Source organism: Streptomyces sp. NPDC060198 (genome assembly GCF_042728415.1).
GTDB lineage: Bacteria > Actinomycetota > Actinomycetes > Streptomycetales > Streptomycetaceae > Streptomyces.
In genome coordinates, this window is sequence record NZ_JBHWZJ010000362.1 from 1 (window position 1) to 7,064 (window position 7,064).

4 protein-coding genes and 1 tRNA gene are annotated in these 7,064 nt (G+C 72.7%); 2 read left to right on the forward strand and 3 right to left on the reverse strand.

All coding sequences use genetic code 11. From position 1 onward, the window contains the following. Positions 1–84 precede the first annotated feature (84 nt). Entirely contained in the window at positions 85–3,243 is a 3,159-nt protein-coding gene (locus ACFWEP_RS29205) for a glycosyl hydrolase 115 family protein (RefSeq protein WP_387374456.1), read from the reverse strand. A gap of 545 nt (positions 3,244–3,788) precedes the next feature. On the opposite strand from ACFWEP_RS29205, the gene ACFWEP_RS29210 reads away from it, so the two are divergent. Then, entirely contained in the window at positions 3,789–4,721 is a 933-nt protein-coding gene (locus ACFWEP_RS29210; RefSeq protein ID WP_387374450.1) for a bifunctional DNA primase/polymerase, read from the forward strand. Between the two features lie 140 nt (positions 4,722–4,861). Further along, positions 4,862–6,055: a hypothetical protein gene (locus ACFWEP_RS29215; protein ID WP_387374452.1), complete on the forward strand. Its 1,194-nt coding sequence runs from the start codon at positions 4,862–4,864 to the stop codon at positions 6,053–6,055. Positions 6,056–6,073: 18 nt separating this feature from the next. On the opposite strand, the gene ACFWEP_RS29220 is transcribed toward ACFWEP_RS29215, so the two are convergent. Both ACFWEP_RS29220 and ACFWEP_RS29225 read right to left on the reverse strand, forming a co-directional pair. Further along, a tRNA-Trp gene (locus ACFWEP_RS29220) sits at positions 6,074–6,148 on the reverse strand. A gap of 294 nt (positions 6,149–6,442) precedes the next feature. Further along, positions 6,443–7,064: ankyrin repeat domain-containing protein (locus ACFWEP_RS29225; protein ID WP_387374454.1), on the reverse strand; the 622-nt coding region annotated here is incomplete at its 5' end.

Below are 7,064 nucleotides of genomic sequence, written 5' to 3' on the forward strand. Positions count from 1 at the left end.
GGGCACCTGTGTGCCCTCGCGCGGGCCGCCCGCGGACCCGCCGGGGTCCGCGGCTCGTCCTTCACGGGTGACGCGGGAGCGTCCTCAGCCGATCCGCAGGCTCTCCGGCGGGCCGAGGTGGACCGGGCGCAGGCCGCCGGTGTCGACCACCAGTTTCTGGACCACCACCGTCGGGTCGATCATCCAGAACTTCAGCACGTGCTCTCCCTGCCGGGTGATGACGTGCTGGGTGGCGGTGCGGTTGACGTTGTCGGACGTACCGCGCGCCCACTGCGCGTTCATGGTGCCGTCGTCCCCGCCGGTGACCGCCGTGACGTTCACCGTGCTCGGTGCGTCGTCGTCGAAGGAGACCGCGTACTTCAGGCCGTCGCCCGAGAGCGGGTTGTTCCTCGGGGAGAGGTACGCCCAGACCGTGACCGGTCCGGTGGTGAAGAGGCTCAGCGTGTATTCGAGGCGCGGCCCCCGTCCCGCCGACTGCCGGGCCGCCGTCACCGGGAAGGGCTCCATGCCGCCCGCCGTACGGCCCACGTCGGGCAGCCGGCGCCAGTCGACCGACCCGCTGCCGACCGCGCGGCTGTAGTGCTCGGCCTCCATCGACACGTACCCGCCGGCCTCCACGAACCCCTTGAGACCCGACTTCGGCATGCTGGGCCGGTCGATCACGGCGGTCACGACGACGCTCGACCCGCCGGGTCCGCTCACCGTGACCGGTATCCGGGTGACGCCCTGCGGTACGTGCTTCCAGTCCACCCGCAGGGTCACCCGGGTCTGGGTGGTGACCCGCCCACGCGGCCGGTCGGCCACCAGCCAGGACTCACCCGTGGTGATCCGGTAGTCGAAGGGAGTCCGGCCCCGGTTGAACACGTCGATGTACGGGTCGGGACCGTTGCCGTACGGGGAGAACACCGGCAGCGTCGCCTCGCCGGCGCCGCCACCCGGCCACCAGTGCTCGCTGCCCTCGACGGCCACGCCCATCTCGGCCGCCCCGGGCAGCTCGATGCGCTTCAGCGCCGGGTAGATCTCGTCGGCGAGCGCCACGTTGTTCAGCTCGGGCTGCTGCCACGGGGCGTTCGGGCCGTACCGCGCGACGTCTCCGTACCCGATGTGCGGCTGGGTCTGGAAGCCCTCCCATTTGCCGTCCGCCACCTGGGTGTTGAACCTCTTCGAGAAAGCGAAGTCGTCCGCGAGACGGGCCTCGGCCCTCGCGGCCAGCTCGTTGGTCAGGGCCCGGCCCTGGTCCGCGTAGAAGAGGTTGGTGAACTGCGCCTCGCGCAGTTCGTAGACGTTCGCGGTCGCCTCGACCTCGTACCCGACGAGCTCGAACCAGGCGTCCTGCGAGGAGGCGGGCAGGCGCTCGCCGACCTCGCGGGACTTCGCCGCGAGGGCCCGCCAGCGGTCGGTGACCCGCTCCAGTTCGCGGTGGTCCACGAGGCTGAACGGGGTCGCCCGGTCGTCGTAGACGATCGCCGAGGAGTCGGTGGCCGGATTCTTGGCCGGGTCGAGGGTGATGCGCCGGTTCAGCAGCTCCGGCTTGCGGATCTGCTGGAGGTGGGCGTACTCCGAGAGCACCTGTGCGATCCGCTCGGCCTGCTTCTCGCCGAAGTGGAGTCGCGCGTAACCGAGTTCCCACTCCGGGAGGTCGTCGACGTCCCAGCGCGCCGGGCTCCAGGCGTACTCCATGAAGAACTGTGTGGCGAGCTCGTTGCCCTTGAGGTCACCGACGTTGGTGACCCACAGACCGCGATTCCCGTACGTGTAGGACTGGTTGAGCTGGTCCCACATGTTCGGCAGCGAAGTGGTGTCCACCCACTTGTAGTTGCGGCCGACGCCCACGTAGTCGAAGTGGTAGTAGAGGCCGTACCCACCGGCACGGTCGTCGGTGTCGAGCTGCGGCAGCTTGCGGACATTGCCCCAGTTGTCGTCGGTGAGCACCACCGTCACGTCGTCGGGGACGCGCAGCCCCCGGTCCCAGTAGCGTTGCACCTCCTTGTAGAGGGTCCACACCTGCGGGACGGACGCCTCGTCGCCGGTGATGTCGGCGATGATGGCGCGCTGGCTCGCGATGATCTCGCCCATCAGCTCGATCGCGTCACCGTCCGGCAGGCTGGTGTCTCCGTTGCCGCGCATGCCGAGGGTGACCACGCCCTCGAAGTCCTGCTCCTTCATGCGGCGGATGCCGTCGGCCCAGTAGGCCTTCAGTGCGTCGGAGTTGCGCCGGAAGGACCACTCGCCGGTACCGCCGTAGGGGTCGTGGCCGGGGGTCGTGATGTTGCCGGCGCTGTCGCGGACGGCTGCCACCGCGTGCCGGTTCCACTCCTCGATGCCGCGCATCATGGGGGCCTCGTGCGAGGTGCCCATGACGATCCCGTACGCCGTCGCGGTGGCGTGGTTCAGCGGGTCGTCCTCGGCGAAGGCACGGCCCCAGACCGCGGGCCAGAGGTAGTTGGCCTTGAGGCGGAGCAGCACCTCGAAGATCCGGGCCCAGAAGTCGGCGTTGAACCCGCCCTCGTAACCGGGCGCCTTGCCGGGGCCGAAGAACTTGGGCGCCCAGGTGCCGAGGGAGGGGTTCTCGTCGTTGATGAAGATGCCGCGGTACTTCACCGCGGGGGTGCCCTGGGTGTGCCGGCCGGGCCGGACGTGGATCTGGTCGCGGTGGACCGGCACGACGTCGTCCCACCAGTACCAGGGGGAGACCCCGATGCCCCGGGAGACGTCGTACGCGCCGAAGATCGTGCCCCGCTGATCGCTGCCCGCGATCACGAAGGCCCGGTCCACGCCGGGCATCGGCCGCTCGACGATCGTCTGGAGGGACGTCTCCCACGTGCCCTCGATCCCGCGCACGTCGAGCTTGCCCGCGTCCACGAGCGCGTCGATCAGCGGGCTGCGCCCGATGGTGCCGACGATCGTGATCTCCCGCTGCCCGGCACCCGCCTTCCGCACCACGGCCGGGCGCACCCCGGTGACCCGCTCGATGTCGGACTGCAGATCACCGACCGCGCGGATGACCCCCGCGTGGTCCGCGCCGCTGACGACGAGGGGGACCGCACGGCCCGACTTCACCAGGGTGAACCCGCCGGAGACCGCGCCGAACGAGATGTACGCCCCGGAGTCGGTCGCCCGGCCCGCCGCGCCCCGCGCACCGCCGGTTCCCTGGGCCCCGAGGGGCGCGGCCAGAGCGGGCGTGGCGCCGCCGAGGGAGAGGAGCGGGGAGGCCAGGGCGCTCAGGCCCAGGCCGAGCGCCAGTACGGACCTGCGGCTGGCGCGGCCCCCGTCGGGCGAGTCCGGGGCACCGGAGAGACGGGGGTCCCGGGAGTCCCGCACCGAGTCCCGCCGCTGCGAGTCCGCTCTCTGCGAGTCCGAGATCTGCGGGCCCGGAATCTGTGATTCCACGAATGACCTCCGATAAAAGTTTCGAGAAAAGAATCGCCACCACGGACACGAGGGAAAGTTCGCAGGCCAGAGCCCCGGACAGTGCGAACCAGCGCACGCTGCGCGTGGATTCCGCAGCTCACCGATCTCCCCCTTATCGAGCCAAGACGCTCGAATGCGAGGAATTCCGACATCGAACCGCCCGGCGAACCGGCGTCGGATCGAAACATTTCGAATATGTCCCCGCAATTTTCTGGAAACCTAAAGCCCGCCTTTTCCAGCGGTCAATCCCCTTGCACCAACCGATTGCGACGAGGGAGGCGCGAGGGCGCCCTCCTGGCAGCCGGACAGGGCAGGGCGTGCCCAGGGTCACCTCCTATTCCGTTGCCTTCTTCGAACGTGTGTACGAACATGGCTGCATGGCCCCCACCGACCGGCAGATCGCCACCCTGGCCCTGGCCCACGCGCTGAACGCCGCGGAGCGGGGGCTCCCCGTCATCCCGCTCAACTCCGCCCGGCTCCCCGCGCTGCGTTCACCGCACCCCGGCGGCGCGGCGCGCACCGCCTGCACCGGCCAGTGCGGGCTGCCCGGACACGGGGTGCGGGACGCGACCGCCGACCCGGCGGCCGTCCGCGCGCTCTTCGCAGCGGCCCCGGACGTCGCGGGGTACGGCATCGCCTGCGGCCAGGGCCCGCACCGGCTGATCGGCATCGACCTGGACGCGGACACCCCCGGACCTGCCCCGGCCACCGGCCCTGCTCCTGCGGCGGGCGCGGAAGCGCACGCGGACGGCGCGCTCCGCCAGCTCGCCCTCCAGCACCTCTTCACGATCCCGCCGACCCTCACCGTGCTCACCCCGGCCGGCGGCCGGCACCTCTGGCTGTCCGTGCCCGCGGAGGTCGTCGTGGCCGGCTCGGCGAGCCGCCTCGCACCCGGCGTCGACGTCCGGGGCACCGGCGGCTACCTCATCGGCCCGGGCTCGCTCACCCCGCACGGCACGTACCGCCTCGCCCCGGGCACCGCGCACCTCCCGCCGGCACCGTGCCCGCGCACCCTGCTGCGGCTGCTCGCTCCGCCGGTCCGCCCGGCACGCCGGACCGGCGGAGCCCGTGCCCCGCGCGGCCCCGAGGACGGCGAGGGGCTGGTCCATTTCGTGCTGGCCGCCCGCGCCGGAGAGCGAAACACCCGACTGTTCTGGGCCGCCTGCCGCGCGTACGAAAGCGGCCTCGGCGACGCCCTCGCCGCCGCACTCACCGAAGCGGCCGTACGCTCCGGCCTCCCCGTCCACGAGGCCCGCGCCACGCTCGCCTCCGCCGCCCGGCTGACGGCGGGCCGCTCCGAGGCCGCCTGAGGGCACCGGAGCGCCTTCTGCGGGACCCCGAGGCGGCGGCGCGGCCGAGGAGTAGGGTTCTCCCCGGTCTCCGCAGCCCGCAGGACCGGTGTGCGCGAACCCCGTCCCGCACGCCCCGTCCCGGAGAGATCGGCCCGTCCATGCCCGCCGCAGCGCCCACCCTCCGGGAGCACGGCGGCGACGGCACGGCGGCGGACCCCGGGCACCCGCTCCGCGCCCGCTTCCGCGGCGGCCGGGCCGCCCTCCTCGCGGTCGCCCTCTTCCTGTGCGTACGGGCGCTGTCGCTCGCCGCCCTGACCGTCCGCGCCGCCGAGACCGGCAGGAGCCCGCGCGTGCTCCTCTCGGAACGCTGGGACTCCCTCTGGTACACCCGGGTCGCCGAACACGGCTACGCCTTCACCCTGAACGCGCCGGACGGCCGCTCCCTGTCGAGCATGGCCTTCTTCCCCCTGCTCCCCTGGCTGGAGCGGGGCACCCGCGCGGTGACGGGCCTGAGCCTGCCCGCCGCCGGGCTCCTGGTCACCACCCTGGCCTCGGTCCTCGCGGCATGGGCCGTGCACCTCGTGGTGCGCCACTCGTACGGCGACCGGGCCGGGGTCGTCTGCGTGGTCCTGTGGGCGGCCGTACCGGTCGGCATCGTCCAGTCGATGGCGTACAGCGAAGCCCTCTTCACCGCCCTCGCCGCGTGGGGGCTGCTCTGCGTGCTGCGCGAGCGATGGGTGGCCGCAGGCGTCCTGGCGAGCCTCGCGGGGCTGACCCGGCCCGTCGGACTCGCCGTCACGGCCGCCCTGTTCCTCGCGGTCTGGCTCCGCCACCGCCCCGGAACCGGTACCGGCACCGCCGCCCCGGCCCGTGCGCGAGCCGTGCTCGGCTGCCTGGTCGCGCCGGTGGGGGCCGCCGCGTACATCCTCTGGGTGGGCTCCCGGCGCGGACACCTGCTGGGCTACCTCGACGTCCAGGACGAGTGGGGCAACGGCTTCGACGGCGGCTGGGCCTTCGCCCGCTTCCTGACCGGCGGCTCCGCCGCACTCGCCGTACTCGCCCTCGCCGCCCTGCTGCTCCTCGCTTACTGGCCCCACCACATCGGCGCCAAGCAGCTCCAACCCCCGCCGCTGATCGCCTACTCGGCCCTCGTCACGCTGCTCGCCATCGGCGCCTCGGGCTACTTCGGTTCCAAACCCCGCCTGCTCCTCCCGGCGTTCCCGCTGCTGATCCCCCTCGCGGTGGTCCTCGCGAGGCGCCGCCCCGCCCTCACCTGGACCGCCCTCACCGCCCTGGCCACCGCCTCGGCGGTGTACGGCGCGTACTGGCTCACGGGGTCGGGCCCGCCGTGAGCAGGGGGACGGGGGAGGCGGAGCCGACCGGATTCGAACCGGCGTCCTCACGGTTTTGGAGACCGCGCGCGACGACCTCTGCGCTACGGCTCCGCCCGCCGGAAGCCTAGAGCTCGGCGGGCGCCGCCGGTAGGGCCAAGCTCAGAAGGCCCTCAAGGCTTTCCGCTTCCGCCTCCACGACCGCGGGCGGGATGCGATGTTCGTCCTCCCACGGCGTACGGCACACGGCCGCACGGCGGACGACTGCCCACCGGCAGCGGAGGAGACCGACATGCTGGCAGCGCTGCGCCCCGGCGAAGTGATCGTCATCGCCCTGACCTTTCTCGTCCTCGCGGGCCTCGGCGCGCTCACCCTCAGACGGCTCGGAGGCCGCAGGAGGTAGCCGCCTCAGGGCCCCGACGGATGCGGGGAGGAACCACCGCCACCGTGCTTCCAGCATCCGCACGCCCCGTGCCCCGTGTCACCGGCAGGAGCGCCGGACGGACGTACGGACCGATGAGCCCCACGACGGTGGACCAGGCATTCGAGACGCGTACCCCGTCGTTCCATGTGCGCTTCGAGGAGCCTCACCGCCATGTCGTGGCCCGACTGGAAGGCCAGGTGGTACGGGGCCAGCCCCTCCCGGGAAGGCTTCGCGAGGTCCGGGCCGTAGGCCAGCAGCACGGCAGTGCAGGCCGCGTCCAGCGGATCACCGGTCTGCGCGGCGCCGTCCCGCTCGCCGTCGACGGCCCGGAGCAGCGGGGTCCAGCCGTTGTGCCCGTCGTACTGATCCGGGTCGTGGCCGGCGTGCAGGAGCCGGGTCAGCTCCGCCAAGTCGTCCCTCTCCACCGCGAGGTGGACGGGCGACATCTCGTACGGGTCCGCGTCGTCGGTCACGGCGCGATCCAACCAGGCGGCCGGGTCCGCCTCGTCGCGTGCGGGCCAGGAGGAGCACGGGACCTGCGCGGAAAGGCGGTCACCGGTGGGCACCGGCCATGCCATGCGGAAGGCCCCCGACCGGTGTACCCGG

Bases quoted from the DNA above. Each gene is read 5' to 3' on its own strand.
- ACFWEP_RS29210 (WP_387374450.1), top strand. From the start codon at position 3,789: ATGGCCCCCACCGACCGGCAGATCGCCACCCTGGCCCTGGCCCACGCG.
- ACFWEP_RS29215 (WP_387374452.1), top strand. From the start codon at position 4,862: ATGCCCGCCGCAGCGCCCACCCTCCGGGAGCACGGCGGCGACGGCACG.